The sequence below is a fragment of the Micromonospora sp. NPDC049559 genome (assembly GCF_040676675.1).
GTDB lineage: Bacteria > Actinomycetota > Actinomycetes > Mycobacteriales > Micromonosporaceae > JBFAPK01.
This window is the reverse complement of the sequence record NZ_JBFAPK010000004.1, coordinates 13,804-30,538: the sequence shown is the minus strand read 5'-3', so window position 1 is coordinate 30,538 and position 16,735 is coordinate 13,804. Positions and strand designations below refer to the sequence as shown.

The window sequence follows — 16,735 nt, the reverse complement described above, 5'->3', positions numbered from 1 at the left end:
ACGGGACGGCGCGGTCACACGGGCCGACGCTGACCGGCCCGGACGCGGCAGCGGCACCGTGCGTTCCTCGACGGGCGCGGTAACGGCGCCCGGGTCCGCCGCCACACTCCCCACCGCCGCGCTTCCCACCGCCGCGCCCCCGGCCCTCGCGCCCCGGGCCACCCGGCCGGTGCGCCGGCTCTGGCCCGGGACGAACACGCCACGGGCGAGGCGGGACATCCGGGCCCGGCCGAAGGCGATGCGGGGCGGGGCCGGGGAGGCGGTACCGAGCGCGTCGAGGGTGGTGGCCTCGGTGCGGTCCCGGTCGAAGCGGCGCACCAGCACGGTGCCGAGCCGTACCCCGACCGCGCCGACCGCCAGCGCCAGCAGCTCGACGGCGAAGGTCCCGCCGGTCGGGGCGTGCTCGGGCGAGCGGGACCGGACCAGGCAGCAGAAGACGAAGAGGACCGCGACCGCGCCGTTGATAAGGTTGAACGTGATCGCCGTCCGGCGGGTACGGTCGTTCGGCACGTCCCACAGGTCGACCATGCCGGCGACGGCGGTGAGCGCGGCGGCCACCAGCGCCGCCACCGCCGTGAGGTAGCCCAGCTCGCCGAGGAACGCCGGCCCGCCGACGAGGTCGCTGAGGTCGAAGATCACGGCCCAGACGAACAACCCGTATGGAAACGTGACCAGCATCGGCTGGATCGAATGGCCCTGTACCCTCAGCCGGCTGTCCACGATGGCCCCCTCCCGGGTCTGTCCGGTCCATCGGGTCGTACCCGTGGGTCACGATACCGAAACGGATTGATCGACCACCTCAGCCGCGCGGCCGGGCCGCCGAGCCGACCAGCCGCCTCAGCCGCGCGGCCGGGCCGCCGAGCCGACCAGCCGCCTCAGCCGCGCGGCCGGGCCGCCGAGCCGACCAGCCGCTCGGAGACCTCGCGCAGCGGCAGCGACAGCGCGGCCGACGCGCTCCGCAGGACCTGGAGCGCGTCCTGGGCCGAGCAGCGGCGCTGGGTCATGATCACTCCGATCGCCTGCCCGATCACCTCCCCGCCGGCCAGCGTCTCGTCCAACTCACCGGCGAGTTCGGACTGCCGTGCCCGGTCGCGCACCGCGGCGAGCAGCAGCCCCGCGTGCTCGGCGAGCAGCATCGCCGTCAGCTGCCGGCTGGCGGTCAGCACGCCCGGCCGCCCGGAGTAGAGGTTGATCGAGCCGATGACCTGGTCGTCGATGTCCACGGGCGCCGAGAGCACCCCGTGCACGCCGAGCGCCAGGGCCCGGCGCGTCCACCGGGGCCAGCGGGTCTCCCGGCGCAGGTCCTCGGCGAGGATCATCTCCCGCTGCCGGATCGCGGTCATCGCCGGTCCGTCCGCGCCGTACTGCAACCGGTCCAGGTCGCTGCGGTGCACGTCGGAGGTGGCGACCGAGGCCGGCTCGCCGGCCCGCAGTACGGTCACGCCGCACCAGCTCACCCCGGGTATCGCGTCCCGGCTCGTGCGCGCGAGCTGTGCCAGCGCGGCGTCGAAGTCGCTGCTGGCGATGAGACCGGCGGTCAGCTCGCGCAGCAGCGCGGCGGTCTCCAACACGCCCAGGGACTCGGTGGTGATCTCCTTGGTCTCCGGCCTCACCGCGCCGGAGCCCCCGCCACCACCGCGTTCGACGCGGTACGTCCCGCTCGTGGCCTCGCCTGTCTCATGGTCATTTTCTCCCCGCGTCTTTTCGGCCCCGGGCTACTACCCCGCCGGGCCACCGCCAAACCGCAGAACGGGCCGGGCCCCTCCCCGGTTCAACGACGGGAAGGGGCCCAGCTCACGGGGTGGTCGCCAGCATCTGGGGCCGGTCCGGTCGCCGCGCGGCGACCGGCGCGCGGTCAGCGGGAGCGCGAGCTGAGCCGCCGTCCCACCGAGGCGATCAGCCGGTCCAGCTCCGAGCCGAACGGGTTGTCGTGCACCAGGTACGTCCAGGTCGCGCTCGGCCGGACCAGCGACGCCTCGTCGGGCTGCCAGTCGTCGTCGAACTCGGTCTCCTCGAACGTCTCCACGGTCCGCGCCTCGATCGCCGGGATCAGCTCGTTGAAGGCCGGTACCGCGGCCCGGTGGAACTCGTCGAGCGGGTCGAGCCGGCCCAGCGCGCGCAGGTGTACGCCCTCGCGCACCTCGCTGAGTTCGGCCAGGTGCTCGGCCCAGAGCCGGTCCAGGTGGTAGAGCGCGATCGAGCGGGCGGCCCGGGAGAGGATGTCCTCGTCCATCTCCTTGGTCCGCTCCGGGAACCGGTCGATCAGCATGATCGCCGCGACCTCGCTGGTGAGCAGCCGCTCCCGCCGCTCCGAGAGCGCCTTGCGCTGCTGCTCGATCACCTGGCTGTACCGCCACGTGTTGCGGTGGATCTCGTGGTTCACGCCCTCGGCGACCCGCTGGGCGTGCTCCACCGCGAAGTCCACCTGCTCGTCGGTGACCAGGCCGTCGGCGTTCATCCGCGGCGACGGCGGGACGGCGTCGCCGGCGTGCCGCACCACCAGGTCGTCCTCCAGGCTGACGAAGAAGACCGAGCCGCCCGGGTCGCCCTGGCGGCCGGCGCGACCGCGCAGCTGGTCGTCGACGCGGCGGCTGTCGTGCCGGCCGCTGCCGATCACGTACAGGCCGCCGAGCTCGGCGACCCGGTCCCGGTCGGACTGGTCGCTGCCGCCGAGCCGGATGTCGACGCCCCGGCCGGCCATCTGGGTGGAGACGGTCACCGCGCCGAACTTGCCGGCCTCCGCGATGATCGCCGCCTCCTCGGCGTCGTTCTTCGCGTTCAGCACCACGGACGGTACGCCCGCGGCGGCCAGGCCGGCGGCGAGCCCCTCGGACTCCTTCACGTCGAGGGTGCCGACCAGCACCGGGCGGCCGACCTCGTGGGCGCGCTTGATCTCGTCGATCAGCGCCTCCTCCTTCTCGGCCCGGGTGGCGTAGATGCGGTCCGGGTCGTCCACCCGGATGCACTCGGTGTTCGACGGAATGACCGCCACCTCGAGGGAGAAGAACTCGCGCAGCTGGTCGCCGACGAGCACCGCGGTCGCGGTCATGCCGCAGACGGTCTTGTAGAGGGCGATGTACGCCTGCACGGTGATGGTGTTGAGGACCTCGCCCTCGGCGGTGGCGTTGAGGCCCTCCTTGGCCTCCACGGCCGCCTGGAGCCCGTCCGGCCAGCGCCGCCGCTGGGCGACCCGGCCGCGCATCTCGTCGATCAGCTCGACGCCGCCGTTGCGGACGATGTAGTCGACGTCGCGGTGGAGCAGGGCGTGCGCGTGCAGCGCGACGTTGACCGCGGAGAGCTGCTCGGTCTGCTCGTCGGAGAAGAGGTCGACGCCGCCGAGCTTGGCCTCGATCGCGGCCAGGCCGGCGTCGGTGAAGGCGACGCTGCGCCCGTCCTCGGCGACCTCGTAGTCCCGGCCGGCCCGCAGCCCGCGTACCAGGGCCGCGGCGGCGTGCACCGGGTCCTGCTCGCCGGGGACCGCGCCGGCCAGCACCATCGGCACCCGCGCCTCGTCGATCAGGATCGAGTCCGCCTCGTCCACGATCGCCGTGGCCAGCTCGACCTGCACCCGGTCCTCGATGTCGGTGACGAGCTGGTCGCGCAGGTAGTCGAAGCCGGCCTCGCTGACCGAGACGTAGGTGACGTCCCGGGAGTACGCCTCGCGGCGCTCCTCGTGCGTGGAGGACTCGTTCACCCAGCCGACGCTGAGGCCGAGCAGCCGGTACACCGGCTCCATCCACTCGGCGTCGCGGCGGGCCAGGTAGTCGTTGACCGTGAGCACGTGCACCGGTCCGTTGCCGAGGCGTACGTGCCCGTACGCGGCGATCGTGGCGGTCAGGGTCTTGCCCTCACCGGTGGCCATCTCGGCGACCTTGCCGGAGAGCAGCGACATCGCGCCGAGCAGCTGCACGTCGTACGGGCGCTGGTCGAGGCCGCGCCGGGCGGCTTCCCGACCGATCGCGCAGAGCTCCACGTACCCGGTGGCCTGCCCGGCGGCCTCGGTCAGCGCCTCGTCGTCGAGCCCGGCCAGCTCCTCCTCGCGTGCCTCGATCTCCGGGAGCAGCTTCTCCAGCGGAGCGAGATCAACCGTGCTGCCCGGTCGCTGGAGGAAGCGCCGGAATCTGGTCTTGAGACGTTGCGACACACCCATGAGCCGCAACGGTACGCGACGGTGGCCGATTTTGGCGCCACCCCCCGCGCCCGCCCGCGCGCCCGCGTGGGCGGGCGGTCCCGCGACCGGGCCGCCCTCACCCGGACCACTCGTCGGCGCGGTCGCCCGCGAAGATCACCTGCGTCTCGTCACGGCGGCGTTGGGCCAGGTCGGTGAGGAGGCGGGGGGCCTCGTCGAACGGTACGACGGCGGAGACGACGTGGCGGCGCAGGATGTCGGCGTAGAGGCGCAACAGCCCGATCGTCTCCAGCGAGAGCCGCTCACGGTCCCAGCTGGCGGCCAGCTCCCGGGGCACCCGGCCGACCTGGGCGCAGCGCACGGTCAGCCCGTTGTGGTGGAACTCCTCGCCCAGCCGCAGGTCGCCCGCGCCGGACTGGTAGAACGCCAGGTCGACGACGGTGCCCTGGGGCCGTAGCAGCCGCAGGCCCAGCTGGAGCGCCCCGGCCTGCCCCCGGCACTGGAACACCACGTCCGCGCCCCGGTCCCCCTTGCCGTGCGCCCACGCCGACTTCAGCAGCAGCGCCACGTCCTGCTCCTGCGGGTCCAGCGCGGTCAGCCCGAGCGCGGCGGCGACCTCCCGCCGCCGCGGGGTCGGGTCGAGCAGCACGGTCGAGGCGGCGCCGTGCGCCCGGGCGAAGAGCGCGGTGAGCAGGCCCACCACGCCCGCCCCGGTGACCGCCACCCGTCGCCCGCGCACCCCGTCGCCGAGTTCGCGGGCGTTCGGGCCGTACAGGTCGGCGGCGGCGTGCAGCAGGCCGTTGGCGCAGGTGGGGCCCAGGTGGGCGACGTAGACGCCGAGCAGCGGGTCGAGGTCGTCGGGCAGCGGTACGAACCGGTCGACGAGGGGGTCGGCGAGGTAGCCGGTGCGGTGGCCGTACGCCATCGCCAGCAGCAGGCCCTCGGCGACGGCCGGAGTAGCGCTGGCCACCACCCGACCCACCTCCATGTACCCCAGCCGGGTCACCGGGTACGGCGTGGCCGCCACGCCGGGGCGGAACAGCCCCAGTTCGGGGTCCCAGCCGCCGCGCAGGTGCGGGTTCGTCCCCTTGACGTAGCTCAGCTCCGTACCGGTGGAGACGCCGCTGTAGACGGTCTCCACCCGGAACGTCCCCTCGCGCGGCGGCTGCGCCTCCTCGGTCCGCAGCTCGACCCGGCCCGGCCCGGCGAGCACCACCACCCGGTCGCTCACGGCCGCACCGCCAGGGGCGGTGCCGCCGCGCCGGCCGGCCCCGTCCGCGCCCCGGCGGAGGGCAGGTCCGCGCGTGGCCGCACCGGACGTCCGGTGAGCGCGGACTCGGCGACCGCGCAGGCCAGCTGGTGGGTCCGCAGCGCGTCCGGGTACGGCGACCGGACGTCGTCCCCGATACCGCGCACCAGGTCCACGAAGGCGCGGTCCACGGCGGTGCGGGCGGCGCGCGGGTCGGCGCCGTACCGCCGCACGCCGTCGCCGTCGCGGACCACCAGTTCGTCCTCGGCCAGGGTGAGCACGAGCCCGTCGGCGACGATCTCGACGCCGGCACAGTGCCGCCAGTCCAGCACGGAGGCCGACATCAGCGTGCCGACGGCCCCGCCAGTGAAGCGCAGCATCGCGGCGGTCACCCCGTCGATGTCGGCCTCCGGCACCGGTGGCGGCGTGCCGTCGCCGTACGCGATCACCTCCGCCACCTCGCCGACCAGCAGCCGCAGCACGTCCAGCAGGTGCGAGCCCTGCTCGACCACCGGGCCGCCGGAGGCGTCGCGGCGGCACCACCACGGCGCCGACGGCGTCCGGTCGAGCCAGGCGGCGCGTACCGCCCGGACCGGCCGGCCGGCGAGCAGGTCCCGGGCCCGCTCCACCCCGTCCAGGTACCGCCAGTGGTAGCCCACCGAGGTCGGTACCGCGCGGCGGGCCACGAGCCCGGCGATCCGGGACGCGGTGCCCAGGTCGGCCGCGACCGGCTTCTCCACGAAGATCGGGAGCCCGGCCTCGACGGCCGTCCGTTCGGCCTGCCCGTGCGCGAACGGCGGCACGCAGATGTAGAGCGCGTCCAGACCGGTCTCGACGAGGGAGGTCAGGTCGGGGAAGGCCCGGATGCCGTACTCGGCGGCGAGCCGGCGCGCGCTGCTGGAGACCACGTCGGCGACGCCGACCAGCTCGACGTCGGCGAAACCGGACAGCACCGCCGCGTGGCGCCGGGCCACGTTGCCCGCGCCGGCCAGCCCGAGCCGGCACCCGCGCCCATCCGCCCCCGTCATCCGCGCACACCGCCCCCGTCGTCGCTGCCACCGGCGTCCCCGGTGACCGGTGCCGTGCCGTGGCGACCGGTCCGGCGGGGGCATCCCCGTTACCGGGGGGATGGCAAACCTCCCCCGCGCGACCAGGGCCGGTCCGAGCGCCGGGCGATGGCCGCCGCGGCGCCGGTTAGCGGTACCCCGGGCCCGGGAATTCGGCTCGGTGCGCAGTCGGAGCAACCCTGCTAGTCGGAGCAACGGGGGGTGTGCCAGTGCGGTACTCGCGAAGGACCGTGTCACCAGTCGTGGAGGCCTGGTCCGTCTACCGCACCGCCTCGGCCAGCCGGTGGACGACCCGGGAACTCCTGCGGGCCAAGGGTGACGATCGGGTCAGTGTGGTCGTACCGGCACGAAACGAGGAGGCAACGGTCGGGCAGATCGTCGCCACGATCCGCCAGCACCTGATGGAGCAGGCTCCGCTCGTCGACGAGCTGATCGTGGTCGACTCCCGGTCGACCGACGACACGGCCGCCGTGGCGGCCGCCGCCGGCGCCGAGGTGGTCAGCCAGGACGCGGTGACCCGGGGGCTGCCCCGGATGGACGGCAAGGGCGACGCCCTCTGGGCCGGCCTGGCCGTGGCCCGGGGCGACGTGGTCGCCTTCGTCGACGCCGACCTGCGGGAGTTCCAGCCGCACTTCGTGACCGGGCTGTTGGGGCCGCTGCTGACGGACTCGTCGGTGGCGTTCGTCAAGGGGTTCTACCACCGCCCGTTGGTGGGGGCGACCGACGTCGAGCCGGACGGCGGCGGGCGGGTCACCGAGCTGGTGGCCCGGCCGATGCTGAACCTCTTCTGGCCCGAATTGTCCGGGTTTGTGCAGCCGCTTGCCGGCGAGTACGCGGGCCGCCGCGAGGTACTGGAGCGGATCCCGTTCGTCTCCGGGTACGGCGTGGAGACCGCGATGCTCATCGACCTGCTGGAGCTGGTCGGCCTCGACGCGCTCACCCAGGTGGATCTCGGCGAGCGGCTGCACCGGCACCAGCCCACGGAGGCGCTGGGCCGGATGTCGGCGCAGATCATGCTCACGGCCTGGTCCCGACTGGCCCGGCGCGGCTGGACGGTACCGGAGGCCGCGCCCGGCGAGGTGCTGACGCAGTTCCGCCGGGGCGGCACGGAGGCGCTGCCACACCTGGACCGCGAGGTGGTGGTGAGCGACGTCTCCGTGCAGGAGCGCCCGCCGCTGCTCGACCTGCGGGACCGGCTGCCGGGGATCCCGGCGGTGCGGTGAGGAGGGGACGCGCATGAGCCTGACCGTGCTGATGAACGCCGGACCCTGGCTGCCGGTGCCGCCACCCGGCTACGGCGGTATCGAGAACGTCGTCGCCACGCTCGTGCCCGAGCTGCGCCGGCTCGGCGTACGGGTGGTGCTGGCCACCGTCGGCAGCAGCGCGCTGCCGGTGGACGAGCGGCTGTCGGTCTTCGACGACGGGCAGTTCCAGTCGTTGCAGCGGCCGTACAACCAGGTGTCCGGGGTGGCGCAGGCGCACATGGCCGGGGTGGTGCGGGCGCTGCGCGAACGCCCGGACATCGACCTGGTGCACGACCACGTGGAGGCCGTCGGGCTCGCCACGCTCGCGGCGATGGGCGAGGGCGCCCCGCCGGTGCTGCACACCCTGCACTGGGACCTCGGCAAACACCCCGACCTCTACGGCCGGATCGACGGCGGGGACCGGGTACGCGTCAACGGCGTCTCCGCGTCCCAGCTGGCCCGCGCGCCACGGGCGCTGCGCGAACACACCGTCGGCCACGTCCACCTCGCCACGCCGCTGGCGGACACCGCGCGGCGCCGGGCACCGGTCGAGCGCGGCGAGCACGTGGTGATCCTGGGCCGGATCACGCCCGGCAAGGGACAGGACCTCGGCGCCCGGGTGGCACAGCGGGCCGGGTTCCCGCTGGTGCTGGCGGGACCGGTCGGGCCGTACCACCGGCCGGAGGAGCTGGCCGCCGCCGGCGAGGCCGCGCGGCAGAACCCCGACGTGCGGTACTGGTACGAGCGGGTGGCGCCCTACGTCGACGGCGTACGGGTGCGCTGGATCGGTACGGTCGCCGGGTCGGCCCGCGACGACCTGGTGGCCGGCGCCCGGGCGTCGCTCTTCCCGCTCTGCTGGGAGGAGCCGGGCGGCACGGCGGTGGTCGAGTCGCTGGCGCTGGGTACGCCGGTGGTGGGGATCGGTCGGGGCTGCCTGCCCGAGCTGATCGAGCACGGCCGCACCGGCCTGCTCACCGACGACGAGGCGGAACTGGCCGACCTGGTACCGGCGGCGGGGCTGCTCGACGGCGCCGAGTGCCGGCTGGAGGCGTCTCTGCGCTTCGCCCCGGCGATCATGGCGCAGCGCTACGTCGAGCTGTACGAGCGGGTGCGGCGGCTGCCGGGAACGGCACGCCCCGCCGAGCCGGCGTTCGCCGGTGGCATCGCCGTCGACGGTGGTGCCGCCGGGGGCCCGGTCGCCGAGGGCCGCTGAGCGGGCGGCGGGCGGTGGGTGCCGGCGCGCGCGGGCTTACCCGGGGCAGGGCGGTCCCGCGCCGCTCCCCGGTACGGGCGGCCGGGACGGTGGTCGGCCTCTTCTTCCTGGTCGTCGGGGCGCTCGGGTTCGTACCGCAGGTCACGGTGCACCATGAGGCGCTGCGGCTGGTCGGGTACGGCTCCAGCGCCCGGCTGTTCGGCGTCTTCCAGATCTCGGTGCTGCTCAACCTCGTACACCTGCTGTTCGGTCTGGCCGGTCTGGCCATGTCTCGCACGATCGTGGGCGCGCGGACCTTCCTGGTCGGCGGTGGAGCCCTCTACCTGGTCGTGTCGCTGTTCGGGGCCCCCGTCGGGCAGCCCGGCGCGCGCGACCTCCTGCCGGTCAACGCCGCCGCCGGCTGGCTGCACCTGGGCCTGGGCGCGCTGATGGTGGCCGCCGGCGCGGTCACCCCCCGGGGCCGCGTCCCGGCCGACTGACCGGCCCGCGCCGGACGGCGGCCGGACCCGGGTGACCGGCCCGGCCCGGGCCGCGAACCGGGGCGAGCGGGCCGGTGGAAGCTCCCGTATGGGTGGGACTGGGCCCTCGGTGACCGACCGGCCCGACCGGCCGGAATTTCCCGTCGTGGCCTGGTTTCGACATCCCGAGACCGGGTAGCCCAGCCGTCCCTTCCGCGTGCGCGCGGTTCGGAGCGGTTGATTCGCGAGTTGTGACGGGGTGAGGTCGATGCCGAAGCGGGTGACCACGGAGCCGCGCGACCGGGGCCCGGCGATCGTCGCGCCGGCCCGGTTCGGCGGCTATCCCGGACCGGTACGGTCGGCGATCCCGGGCAACACCCTGTGGCGGCTGCTGCGCACCACCGACGCCAAGCAGATCGGCATCCTCTACGGCGTCACCGCCTTCGGGTTCTTCATCATCGCCGGGGTGATGGCGATGCTGATGCGCGCCGAGCTGGCCCGGCCGGGGATGCAGTTCCTCTCGCCCGAGCAGTACAACCAGCTCTTCACGGCGCACGGCACGCTGATGTTGCTGCTCTTCGCCACGCCGCTGGCGTTCGCCTTCGCGAACTTCGTCGTGCCCCTGCAGATCGGGGCGCCGGACGTGGCCTTCCCCCGGCTGAACGCGCTGGCGTACTGGTTCTTCCTCTTCGGCGGCGGCCTGGTCGTGGCCGGCTTCTTCACCCCGGGCGGCTCGGCGGACTTCGGCTGGACCGCGTACACCCCGCTGAGCGGCCAGTCGCACAGCCCGGGCGTCGGGGCGAACATGTGGGTGATCGGGCTGGTCATCTCCGGCCTCGGTACGATCCTCGGCGCGGTCAACCTGATCACGACGATCCTGACCCTCCGGGCGCCCGGGATGACCATGTTCCGGATGCCGATCTTCACCTGGAACATGCTGCTCACCAGCCTGCTGGTGGTGCTGGTCTTCCCGCTGCTCGCCGCCGCGCTGCTCGCGCTCGCCGCGGACCGGTTGATCGGCGCGCACGTCTACGACCCGGTCGCCGCGGGACCGCTGCTCTGGCAGCACCTCTTCTGGTTCTTCGGGCATCCCGAGGTCTACATCGTGGCGCTGCCCTTCTTCGGCATCATCACCGAGGTCATCCCGGTCTTCTCCCGCAAGCCGATCTTCGGGTACAAGGGCCTGGTCGCGGCCACGCTCGCGATCACCTTCCTGTCGATGACCGTCTGGGCGCACCACATGTTCGTCACCGGGCAGGTGCTACTGCCGTTCTTCAGCATCCTGAGCTACCTGATCGCGGTGCCGACCGGGGTGAAGTTCTTCAACTGGATCGGCACGATGTGGAAGGGTCAGCTCACCTTCGAGACCCCGATGCTCTTCGCGGTCGGCTTCCTGGTCACCTTCCTGCTCGGCGGGCTGACCGGAGTACTGCTGGCCAGCCCGCCGGCCGACTTCCACGTCTCGGACACGTACTTCGTGGTGGCCCACTTCCACTACGTGCTCTTCGGCACCATCGTCTTCGCCGCCTTCGCCGGGGTCTACTTCTGGTTCCCCAAGGCGACCGGGCGGATGCTCGACGAGCGGCTCGGCCACGCCCACTTCTGGACCATGTTCATCGGCTTCCACACCACGTTCCTGGTGCAGCACTGGCTCGGCACGATGGGCATGCCCCGGCGGTACGCCAACTACCTGGCGTCCGACGACTTCACCAACCTGAACACGGTCTCCACCATCGGCTCGTTCGTCCTCGGCGCCTCCACGCTCTTCTTCATCTACAACGTCTGGAAGAGCTGGCGGTTCGGGCCGGCGGTCTCGGTCAACGACCCCTGGGGCTACGGCAACTCACTCGAATGGGCCACCACCTGCCCGCCCCCGCTGCGCAACTTCGACAAGATGCCGCGGATCCGCTCCGAGCGCCCCGCCTTCGACGCCAAGTACGGTCCGCTCGTCGCCGACCTCGGTCGTGACCTGCCGCAACGCTCGACCCGCCCGCCCCAGGAGATCCGCGAGGAGCTGCACCGGCCGCCGCAGCCCCCGGAGGCGCCCGCCCCCGAGGGCGCGCACGGGGCACGGGGCGCCGTCGCCCACCACCCCGCCCCCGAGTCGGGGGCCCGGCCGATCTCCGTGCCGGAACCGGAGGAGATCCGCCGGCCGAGCTTCGAGGCCGCCCGGCCGGACGCCGCGGAGACCCGGCTGGAGCGCGACCGTGGCGGGCGGGCCAACCGCCGCTGGCGTACCGGACGCCGCAACCACGACCGGACGGAGCCCGGCGACGGGACGCCAGAAGCCCGCGGCGGTGGCACGGCGGAAGCCGGCGGCGGTACCGAGCCGGGCGGCGCGCGGACCGAGCCCGGCAACGGCGCGGGCCACGGCGAGGGCGAACGCGAGCGCCGCCGGCCCGAGGAAGAGCGGTAGTGCGGCGGCCGTCAGTGCTGCTGGCGCAGTGGGGCCAGACCGGCCGCGGTCAGCGACTGCTGCACGGCGGACTGGGCCCGGGACAGCCGCAGCGGGACGCCCGCGCGCAGCGCCGCGTCCCGGCCGGCCAGCAGCGCGGCGACGCCGACCGCGTCCATCGCGGTCACCTCGGCCAGGTCGACCACCACCTCGGTGGGCTGGCCGGTGGTGACCGCGTCGACGACGGCGCGGCGCAGCTGGTCGGCGGCCGGCTCCCGCTCGACCTCGCCGGCGACCGTCACGGTGACCCGGCCGGCCGAGCGGCGTGCGGAGACGCGGACGCGCTGCGCCTCGGCGTCGGCGCCGCCGGCCTGCCAGGCGGACGGCCCGTCGGCGAGCATCGCCTGCCGCAGCCAGGTCAACGCCCGGGAGAGCAGGCGGGAGACGTGCATCTGCGAGATGCCGAAGCGCGCGGCGATCTCGGCCTGCGTCTGGTTGCCGTAGAAGCGCATCGCCAGGATCCGCCGCTCCCGCCACGGCAGCCGGCCCAGCAGCCCGCTCACGGTCACCCGGTCGTCGACCGATTCCAGCGCGTTGTCCGATTCGCCGACCAGGTCGCCGAACTCGGCCGAACTCTCCCCGCCGACCGGCGCGTTCAGCGAGGCGGGGCTGTACCCTGCGGCCGACTCCAGCGCCGCGAGGATCTCCTCCTCCGGGGTCTCCAGCCGCTCGGAGAGCTCGGCCACGGTGGGCGTACGGGACAGTTCGCTGGTCAGCGCGGCCGTGGCCTGCCCCACCTCGAGGATCAGGTCCCGCAGCCGGCGGGGTACGTGCACCCCCCAGGTCCGGTCCCGGAAGTGCCGTTTGATCTCGCCGACGATCGTGATGGCGGCGTACGCGGTGAACGAGCCGCGTTCCGGGTCGTACCGGTCGACGGCGTTGACCAGGCCCAGCCGGGCGACCTGTTCGAGGTCCTCCAGCGGCTCGCCGCGCCCCCGGTACCGCCGGGCCAGCCGGCCGGCGAAGGGCAGCGCGAAGCGCACCAGGTCGTCACGCGCCTCCTGGCGGCGTTCCGGCGGCAGCCCGGCGATCCGCGCGGCGTACGCCAACGCGGCGGCGTCCAGGTCCTCCAGCCCTCGCTCGGTCGGTGCTGTGGTGGTTGTGCTGATCTGTCCGAACATCCGCGCCTCCCTCAGGAAGGTCCCCCGCCCGGATGGCGGCAGTTTGCTCCCGTCCCGCCCACTCCGGTTGGTGGGCGGCCGGTCGGTTTTGGGCATGGTGAGCGCACGGAACCGGGCCGGAAGCGAATTTTGTGACCGGAATTTCCGACGACGAAGATGCGCCGTCATCACATAGCGTGCTCTAACCGTTGCAGCCAGCCATGTTCCCGCTCTGTAGGTACTCAATCACGGCGGGGCGCTTTCTCGGGGCCGTTTCGCCGGCTGCGGTCGAGCGATCCTCACACCCCGCCCGTGGTACGCGGGCTCAGCAGACCAGCAGCCCCTGGGCGGTACCGCTGTCGCGCAGCCACGCCAGCGCGTCCGCCGCCCGCAGCGGGGCCGGGGTGGGCAGGTCGTACGGCTGCCCGCGCAGCACCTCGGTGGCCCGGCGCGTCGACGCCGGCGTCACCGGGTACCCCCGCGCGGCCATCCGGTCCACGGCCCGCCGGCGCCGCCCGAACGACGCGACCGCGAGCCACTGCGGCAGCCCGGCCAGCCCCGGCGACTGCATCCCGGGCGACTCGGGCAGCACGTCCACGGAGGTGAAGGGGCTGCTGCCGGCGAGCCACCACTCCGCGCCGGCCACGCTGCGCCGGGTCGCGTTCTCGCACCAGTACGGCACCAGCCCGGCCCGGACCACCTGCCACGGGTCGATCAGCCGGCCGCACTCCACCACGCACCGGTCCCCCGTCTTGCCGGCACCGCGCAGCCAGCCCCGGTAGACGTCGGCGGTGGCGGCGCTCAGCGCCTCCGGTCCGGGGAAGAGCACCCGGTGCAGCTGGCTGCCGACGGCCTTGGCCCAGGCCCGCAGGCTCCCCTCGAAGCCGGGCTCCACCGCGTGCTCGGCGTAGCCCTGCGGGCAGGCGTCGTCGGGCGGGTTCCAGCGCGCCTCGTCGCCGCCCGCGCCCCGCAGCATCTCCGCCAGCGGCTCGCTGCCGGCGTGGAAGTCCCCCGGCTCCAGGCCGCTGCGGGGACCGCCCACCTGGAAGCTGTGCCCCTCGGACGGGTGCAGCACCGGCCAGGTACGCGCGTCGCGCAGCAGCAGCACCGGCGCGCCCCCGGCCAGGTGGGTACCGAGGAACTCCCGGTACGCGTCGGGCAGCCGCCGCCAGCGCACCACCAGCGAGACCGTCGCCCCGGCCAGCACCCCCCGGCTGGCCGGGTCGTGCACCTGCCGGACGCTGACGTCGGGATTGCCCGCGAGCAGCCGGGCCGTCACCCGACCGCCGTGCCCCAGCGCGGCGCGCGGGTCGTCCACCGCCCCGCCCGGCCAGTGCACCACCACGTCGAAGGCGGCCGGCAACCACGGCACCCCCATCGCGGTGGCCAGGTGCACCGCGCCCGCGTGCGGCGAGCCGACCACCACGGCCGGGTAGGAGCGGAACGGGTACTGCTCGACCATCCACCGCGCCACGCGCTCCGCGTCGACCCCGGCGGCCTGCTCGGGCGAGAGCGCCGCGCGCCCGCCGGCGCGGGCCACCGCGGCGCGGCGTACCGGCTCGGGCGCGCCCCGGAACCGGTTCAGCACCGGCTGGTGGCCCAGGTCGGCACAGTCCTCGCCGCGCAGCGCCCGGGCCGCCGCGGCGAGCAGCACCCGCACCGGGCTGTCCGGTGAGACCACGCGGGCCGGATCGGGTACGGCGGCAGCGCTGCCGGCCACCCACTCCTGCATCTCGCGCACCGGACCCACCTTCCCTCGTCCCGCTCGACCACCGCGGCCCGGCTTCCCGTCCGGTACGGGTTCAAACGGGGCCGGACCAACCGGGCGCGAGCAATCCGAGGCCGGGAGCACGGTGCGGCGAAGGGCCCCGGTCCCACCGGAAACGGCGGGAAGGGCCCTTCGCCACAGGAAAGTGGACTCTGTCTGGCGGGGTTCACCCGTCCCCGCCCGCGGGGGTGCTCGCGTCCACGTACCGCAGCACCACGCCCACGCCGTCGGCCAGCTCGGGCGCCTCCTCCGGGGTGAGTACGGTGATCCCCGCGTCGGTACCGACCAGCGCGCGGACCAGCGCCGCGTCGGCGCGTACCCGGATCGGGTCGGCCACGGCGAGCGCGGTGAGCTCCTCGGCGGTGGTGGCGATGTCCGTCGGGTCCGGGCCGATCCAGAGCTGCTCGGTCGAGGACGGGTCGTCCACCAGCAGCATCGTGTCGACCTGGCCGCGTTGCAGCGCCGCCACGGACGCGTCGAGGCCCGCGCCCACGTTCTGCTGCATGCCGAACTTGTCCAGCGTGACGCCCGCGTGTTCGGCGGCGACCTCCGCGATCGCCTGCACCGTCACGTCGTCCAGCGCGTCCGGCTTGGCGCCGGCCGTGCGCGCGCCGGCGTCGGTCTGCACCACCCGGTCCTGCCACCGCTCGGGCAGCCGCGCGGCGAGCATGTTGGCGGCCCGGACGTCGCCGGCCACGATCACGACCTCGGCGCCGACCGCCTCGGCCAGCTCCGCCGTCGCCGCGGCCGCGTCACCGGCGTTGTGCTTCCAGGCCATCATCGCCGCCTTCTGGTAGTGCGGCTGGGACCAGGAGCCGGCCTTGACCCGACGGATGGGGTACTGGTTGCCGCCGCGGACCAGCGCGTGCCGGGAGACCCCACCCACGTCGACCGCGTCCACGTCCGCCCCGGTCCGGTCGGCCACCACCCGCACCCAGGGGACCTCCTCGCGGCGCTGGGCGACCAGCGGCATCGCGTGCGGCACCGGCCCGTACGCGGCGAGGTCCTTCATCGGCGGAGCGGAGAGGTACTCGGTGAGGACCACCTGCCCCGCGGTCGCGAACGCGGCCATCCCGTAGTCGCCGGCCAGCGGGTCGTGCCCGCGTACCGCCGCGTCGAGCGCGCCGATGGTCTCCCGGTCGGCCCCCTGCTCGATCAGGGTCTCCTGCAGCGCCCGCCACCGCAGGCCGACCTCCGGGCGGGAGGTCTCGGTGTCCCGGGAGGCGTCGAGGTAGATCGAGGCCCACGGGCCCGGCCGGGCGTATATCGGACGCAGGAACGACAGTTGCATGGCGCGCGTCCCCCTTCTGACGGGTCACCTTCCCCATACCCCCGCTGACCCGGATGTCACCCCCGGCCGGCGCGCACCCCGGCCGGCGCGCGGGCGCCGCGACACGCCCGGGACGGAAGTCGGCGCCGCGGACTCCTCGACTCATCACAGATCACCGATACAATGCGTGAAGCGAACCGGACACTCGGTGGTGAATCATGGACAGGGACCTGTTTCCCGAGCGGGTGGCACACCGCCCCGGACCGATCGTCACCGGCCGGGTGGTCCGGCTGATGGAGGGCTACTCACGCGAACTCAAGGTGGGTCAGCCGGTGCTCTTCGCGGTGCTCAGCGCCGCCGGCGTGGCCCGGCTGCTCAGCGTGCTCGTCCTCGCGCTGCTGCGCTCCGGCACCAGCGGCGGCGGCCGGCGCAAGCTCAAGGAGCTGCGCAAGGGGCCGGAGTTCCTGGTCACCCCGCTGCGCATCCGGGACACGAGCGGGGTCCTCTGCGAGATGGAGATCCACGGCCACCTGCCGCAGAGCGCGCTGGAACCCGCCGACCACGTGCAGGTGACGGTACGCCCGCAGCGCGACAGCGACCTCGCCCCCCGGGTGGAGCGGATCGTCAACATCACCACGGGCCAGCTGCTCACCCCGCGCCCGCCCACCGTCTGGTCGCACCTCGGCCCCCCGCTGCTGCTGCAGGCGCTGCTCGGGCTGGTCCTGCTCGGCGTCGTGGCGGCCTGCACCGTCGTCACCTGACCCCCGCCCCCGGTCGTCGAT

General features: G+C 74.3%; 12 protein-coding genes and 1 pseudogene. 5 read left to right on the top strand and 8 right to left on the bottom strand.

Annotated elements, in window-relative coordinates; all coding sequences use genetic code 11:
• From AB0J86_RS07375 to AB0J86_RS07355, 5 genes are all read right to left on the bottom strand, one after another.
• A partial coding sequence (locus AB0J86_RS07375) for a DUF2231 domain-containing protein (protein WP_363853964.1) occupies positions 1 to 720 on the bottom strand: 720 nt, incomplete at its 3' end.
• Positions 721 to 875: 155 nt separating this feature from the next.
• The gene (locus AB0J86_RS07370) at positions 876 to 1,613 is read right to left on the bottom strand and encodes a GAF and ANTAR domain-containing protein (protein ID WP_363853961.1); all 738 of its coding nucleotides are present in this window, start codon (positions 1,611 to 1,613) and stop codon (positions 876 to 878) included.
• 242 nt (positions 1,614 to 1,855) lie between these two features.
• Positions 1,856 to 4,150 (bottom strand): accessory Sec system translocase SecA2, encoded by a 2,295-nt coding sequence (gene secA2, locus AB0J86_RS07365; protein WP_363853958.1) that lies wholly within the window; start codon positions 4,148 to 4,150, stop codon positions 1,856 to 1,858.
• 97 nt (positions 4,151 to 4,247) lie between these two features.
• Positions 4,248 to 5,360, bottom strand: a complete 1,113-nt coding sequence (locus AB0J86_RS07360; RefSeq protein ID WP_363853955.1) for a zinc-binding alcohol dehydrogenase — start codon at positions 5,358 to 5,360, stop codon at positions 4,248 to 4,250.
• On the bottom strand, positions 5,357 to 6,406 hold the full coding sequence (locus AB0J86_RS07355; RefSeq protein ID WP_363853952.1) for a Gfo/Idh/MocA family oxidoreductase: 1,050 nt from the start codon (positions 6,404 to 6,406) through the stop codon (positions 5,357 to 5,359). Before AB0J86_RS07355 ends, AB0J86_RS07360 begins: the two co-directional genes overlap by 4 nt.
• A 281-nt stretch (positions 6,407 to 6,687) precedes the next feature.
• Here AB0J86_RS07355 and AB0J86_RS07350 point away from each other — a divergent pair, with 281 nt between their 5' ends.
• The 4 genes and pseudogenes from AB0J86_RS07350 to ctaD all read left to right on the top strand — a co-directional run.
• Positions 6,688 to 7,668, top strand: a complete 981-nt coding sequence (locus AB0J86_RS07350) for a glucosyl-3-phosphoglycerate synthase (protein WP_363853950.1) — start codon at positions 6,688 to 6,690, stop codon at positions 7,666 to 7,668.
• A gap of 13 nt (positions 7,669 to 7,681) precedes the next feature.
• Positions 7,682 to 8,902 carry a glycosyltransferase gene (locus tag AB0J86_RS07345; RefSeq protein WP_363853947.1) on the top strand — a complete coding sequence of 407 codons (1,221 nt, stop codon included), beginning with the start codon at positions 7,682 to 7,684 and terminating at the stop codon, positions 8,900 to 8,902.
• Between the two features lie 14 nt (positions 8,903 to 8,916).
• Entirely contained in the window at positions 8,917 to 9,381 is a 465-nt protein-coding gene (locus AB0J86_RS07340; protein WP_363853945.1) for a DUF4383 domain-containing protein, read from the top strand.
• 247 nt (positions 9,382 to 9,628) lie between these two features.
• A pseudogene (gene ctaD / locus AB0J86_RS07335) lies at positions 9,629 to 11,524 on the top strand (cytochrome c oxidase subunit I); the annotation flags it as partial.
• Positions 11,525 to 11,787: 263 nt separating this feature from the next.
• Here the strand turns inward: ctaD and AB0J86_RS07330 are convergent.
• The 3 genes from AB0J86_RS07330 to AB0J86_RS07320 all read right to left on the bottom strand — a co-directional run bounded on the left by AB0J86_RS07330 (position 11,788) and on the right by AB0J86_RS07320 (position 15,974).
• Positions 11,788 to 12,936: a SigB/SigF/SigG family RNA polymerase sigma factor gene (locus tag AB0J86_RS07330; protein WP_363853942.1), complete on the bottom strand. Its 1,149-nt coding sequence runs from the start codon at positions 12,934 to 12,936 to the stop codon at positions 11,788 to 11,790.
• Positions 12,937 to 13,240: 304 nt separating this feature from the next.
• Positions 13,241 to 14,647, bottom strand: coding sequence for a hypothetical protein (locus AB0J86_RS07325; RefSeq protein WP_363854755.1), 1,407 nt, complete (start codon positions 14,645 to 14,647; stop codon positions 13,241 to 13,243).
• 202 nt (positions 14,648 to 14,849) lie between these two features.
• On the bottom strand, positions 14,850 to 15,974 hold the full coding sequence (locus AB0J86_RS07320) for a Vms1/Ankzf1 family peptidyl-tRNA hydrolase (protein WP_363853939.1): 1,125 nt from the start codon (positions 15,972 to 15,974) through the stop codon (positions 14,850 to 14,852).
• Positions 15,975 to 16,171: 197 nt separating this feature from the next.
• On the opposite strand from AB0J86_RS07320, the gene AB0J86_RS07315 reads away from it, so the two are divergent.
• Entirely contained in the window at positions 16,172 to 16,714 is a 543-nt protein-coding gene (locus AB0J86_RS07315) for a hypothetical protein (RefSeq protein ID WP_363853937.1), read from the top strand.
• The last annotated feature ends 21 nt before the right edge of the window (positions 16,715 to 16,735 follow it).

What these genes read in the sequence shown, in the direction of transcription:
- secA2 (WP_363853958.1), bottom strand. Translation starts at nt 4,150, where the DNA reads ATGGGTGTGTCGCAACGTCTCAAGACCAGATTCCGGCGCTTCCTCCAG.
- AB0J86_RS07355 (WP_363853952.1), bottom strand. Translation starts at nt 6,406, where the DNA reads ATGACGGGGGCGGATGGGCGCGGGTGCCGGCTCGGGCTGGCCGGCGCG.
- AB0J86_RS07345 (WP_363853947.1), top strand. Translation starts at nt 7,682, where the DNA reads ATGAGCCTGACCGTGCTGATGAACGCCGGACCCTGGCTGCCGGTGCCG.
- AB0J86_RS07330 (WP_363853942.1), bottom strand. Translation starts at nt 12,936, where the DNA reads ATGTTCGGACAGATCAGCACAACCACCACAGCACCGACCGAGCGAGGG.
- AB0J86_RS07325 (WP_363854755.1), bottom strand. Translation starts at nt 14,647, where the DNA reads ATGCAGGAGTGGGTGGCCGGCAGCGCTGCCGCCGTACCCGATCCGGCC.
- AB0J86_RS07320 (WP_363853939.1), bottom strand. Translation starts at nt 15,974, where the DNA reads ATGCAACTGTCGTTCCTGCGTCCGATATACGCCCGGCCGGGCCCGTGG.
- AB0J86_RS07315 (WP_363853937.1), top strand. Translation starts at nt 16,172, where the DNA reads ATGGACAGGGACCTGTTTCCCGAGCGGGTGGCACACCGCCCCGGACCG.